Origin of the sequence: uncultured Nevskia sp. (genome assembly GCF_903885465.1) — a bacterium.
Classification (GTDB): domain Bacteria; phylum Pseudomonadota; class Gammaproteobacteria; order Nevskiales; family Nevskiaceae; genus Nevskia.
Window position 1 is genome coordinate 1 of the sequence record NZ_CAISIQ010000563.1, and the last position, 3506, is coordinate 3506.

Here is a 3506-nt window from a genome sequence, read left to right on the forward strand (position 1 = left end):
GCTTCTGGTTGATACAGGTGTTCTGATTCGAACGCGTGTACTTGATCAGGTTGTAGATATCGACGCCGGCTTCGCCTGCAATCGTTTCGTCATCGTTGACGCGAACGACGATACGGGCAGCATCGACCTTGTCGACCACACCACCGCGCTTGGCGGTGAAGGCCACACCGGAGTCGATCGCGACGCGGCGTTCCATGCCGGTGCCGACCAGTGGCTTTTCGGCACGCAGCGTCGGAACAGCCTGGCGCTGCATGTTCGAACCCATGAGGGCGCGGTTGGCGTCATCGTGTTCGAGGAACGGGATCATCGCGGCGGCGACGGACACGATCTGGCGCGGCGACACGTCCATGTACTGGACCTTGTCGGGCGTCATCATGGTGAATTCGTTCTGGTAGCGGACCGATGCGAGGTCAGCCTTGAACGCACCCTTAGCGTCGAGCTCCGAGTTCGCCTGGGCGATCACGTAACGACCTTCTTCGATCGCCGACAGGTATTCGATGTCGCTGCCGACCTTGCCGTCAACGACCTTGCGATACGGCGTTTCCAGAAAGCCGTAGTCGTTGGTGCGGGCATAGCAGGCCAGCGAGTTGATCAGACCGATGTTCGGGCCTTCCGGCGTTTCGATCGGGCAGACGCGGCCGTAATGAGTCGGATGCACGTCGCGGACTTCGAAGCCGGCGCGCTCGCGGGTCAAACCGCCCGGTCCGAGGGCCGACACGCGACGCTTGTGCGTGACTTCCGACAGTGGGTTGTTCTGATCCATGAACTGCGACAGCTGCGACGAGCCGAAGAATTCCTTGATCGCAGCGCCGACCGGCTTGGCGTTGATCAGATCCTGCGGAGTCAGGTTCTCGGCTTCGGCCAGCGCCAGACGCTCGCGAACCGCGCGCTCGACACGGACCAAGCCGGTGCGGAACACGTTCTCGGTCATTTCGCCGACCGCGCGGATGCGGCGGTTGCCGAGATGATCGATATCGTCGGTGATCTGCTCGCCGTTGCGGATCGCGATCATCTCGCGGACCACTTCGACGATGTCCGAGGTTTCGCCCAGCTCCGCCAGCTTCTTCTTCATTTCGGTATCGCCGAAAGTCTTGAAGTACTGGGAGTCATAGAGCACGCCGAGGCCGGTGACGGCCGTGCGACGCAGACGACGGTTGAACTTCATGCGGCCGACGCCCGACAGGTCGTAGCGCTCGCCGGCGAAGAACAGGCCGTTGAACAGGGTTTCGGCAGCGTCCTTGGTCGGCGGCTCGCCGGGACGCATCATGCGATAGATCTCGACCAGCGCTTCGAGGCGCGTGCGGCTCGGGTCGATGTTCATCGTGGTGCTGATGTAAGCACCCTTGTCGAGGTCGTTGACGTACAGCGTCGGCAGTTCGACAACACCGGCCGCACGCAGCTTCGGCAGCAGATCGGCGGTGACTTCGGTGTTGGCGACGGCAATCACTTCACCGGTTTCCTTGGAAACCAGATCCTTCGACACGATCTTGCCGAGCAGGTATTCATCCGGCACCTGCAGATGCTTGACGCCGGCTTCCTGGATCAGCTTGATGTGACGGGCAGTGATCAGCTTGCCCTGCTCGACGAGCACCTTGTCGGCGCTGGTCTTGATATCGAACTGCGCATTCTCGCCCTTCAGGCGTTCCGGCACCAGTTCCAGCATCGCGCCGCCATCGGCGAGCTGGAAGGTATTGATCTCGTGGAACATCTCCAGCATCTGCTCGTTGTTGTAGCCGAGCGCGCGCAGGAGGATGGTCGCCGGCAGCTTGCGGCGACGATCGATGCGGACAAACAGGTTGTCCTTCGGATCGAACTCGAAATCCAGCCACGAGCCGCGATACGGAATGATGCGGGCGCTGTACAGCAGCTTGCCCGAAGAATGGGTCTTGCCCTTGTCGTGATCGAAGAACACGCCGGGCGAGCGATGCAGCTGGGATACGACGACACGCTCGGTGCCGTTGACGATGAAGGTTCCGTTGCCGGTCATGAGCGGAACTTCGCCCATGTAAACCTCCTGCTCGCGAATGTCCTTGACGCGCTTTTCCTTGGACTCGCGGTCATAGATCACCAGACGCGTGGTGACCTTGAGGGGCGCTGCGAAAGTCAGACCGCGGACGCGGCATTCCTTTTCGTCGAACACCGGCTCTTCAAGGCGATAGCGCACGTATTCGAGCGCCGCCGCATTGTTGTAGCTGACCATCGGAAACACCGACTTGAACGCCGCATGCAAGCCGGCTTCCTTTCGCTGGGCGGGGTGAACCTCGGCCTGCAGGAAGTGGCGATACGAATCCAGCTGCGTCGCCAGCAGGTATGGCACTGCGAGGGTTTCCGACTGCTTGCGGAAGTCCTTGCGAATGCGCTTCTTCTCGGTGAACGAGTAGGCCATCGGTGTTACCTCGTCTTGGCGCGCTTCAGGCGCGCGGAGCATTCAAATACGGTTGTAGCAACGGCAGAAGGCCGGCCGCTTGCGCGGCCAGCCCTCGCCGGTTACAGCGTGCTGCTTGAGCGAATCGACAAGGCTTACTTGATCGCAGCCTTGGCGCCCGCGTCGGCCAGCTTCTTGACGATCGCTTCGGCGTCAGCCTTCGGGATCGCGTCCTTGATCGTTGCCGGGACGGCTTCGACCAGATCCTTCGCTTCCTTCAGACCCAGGCCGGTGATTTCACGGACGGCCTTGATGACATTGACCTTGTTCTCGCCGAACGACGACATCACGACGGTGAACTCGGTCTGCTCGATTGCAGCAGCGGCAGCCGGGCCGGCAGCCGGGCCGGCAACGGCGACGGCGGCAGCAGCGGAGACGCCAAACTTCTCTTCCATCATCTTGACCAGCTCGACGATGTCCATGACGGACTTTTCGGCGATCGCGTCAAGGATTTCCTGATTGGACAGTGCCATTTGAATTACCTCGATTGACTAGTGTGACAACGTGAAAATGCTTGTACCCGATTAGGGAGAGTGAACTCGAACGGCTTACGCGGCTTCCGGCTGCTTGGAATCGGCGACCGCTTTCACGGTGCGCACGAACTTCGCGGTCGGCTCGGCCAGCGTGCGAACGAACTTCGACACCGGGGCCTTCATGACGCCCAGCAGCATGGCCAGCGCCTGCTCCTTGGACGGCAGTGCGGCGAGACGATCGATATCCTTCGAGCCGTACAGCTGCCCGCCGATCGACACCGCCTTGACCACCAGCTTGTCGTTGTCCTTCGCGAAGTCCTTGATCACGCGACCGACAGCACCCGGATCATCCAGCGAGAATCCGAGAACCAGCGGTCCGACCAGCGCGTCGCTCATGCACTCGAACTCAGTGCCCTGGAGCGCACGCTTGGCCAGCGTGTTCTTCACCACGTGCAGATAGATCCCGTTCTCACGGGCCTTGCTGCGAAGGATGTCGAACTTGCCGGCCGACAGGCCGCGATATTCGGCCGCAACGGCCGACAGCGCGCGTGACGCGACTTCGTTCACTTCCGCAACCAGGGCCTTCTTGTCTTCAAGACGAAGCGCCA

Annotated in this window: 3 protein-coding genes; all 3 read right to left on the reverse strand. The window is 61.3% G+C overall.

The window, feature by feature from the left end; translation table 11 throughout:
- The coding region (gene rpoB / locus QZY06_RS21885) for a DNA-directed RNA polymerase subunit beta (protein ID WP_295688335.1) at window positions 1-2386 on the reverse strand (2386 nt) is incomplete at its 3' end.
- 134 nt (window positions 2387-2520) lie between these two features.
- Window positions 2521-2898, reverse strand: coding sequence for a 50S ribosomal protein L7/L12 (gene rplL, locus QZY06_RS21890; RefSeq protein ID WP_022974906.1), 378 nt, complete (start codon window positions 2896-2898; stop codon window positions 2521-2523).
- Window positions 2899-2973: 75 nt separating this feature from the next.
- Window positions 2974-3506: 50S ribosomal protein L10 (rplJ, locus tag QZY06_RS21895; RefSeq protein ID WP_295688338.1), on the reverse strand; the 533-nt coding region annotated here is incomplete at its 5' end.

What these genes read in the sequence shown, in the direction of transcription:
- rplL (WP_022974906.1), bottom strand. Translation starts at nt 2,898, where the DNA reads ATGGCACTGTCCAATCAGGAAATCCTTGACGCGATCGCCGAAAAGTCC.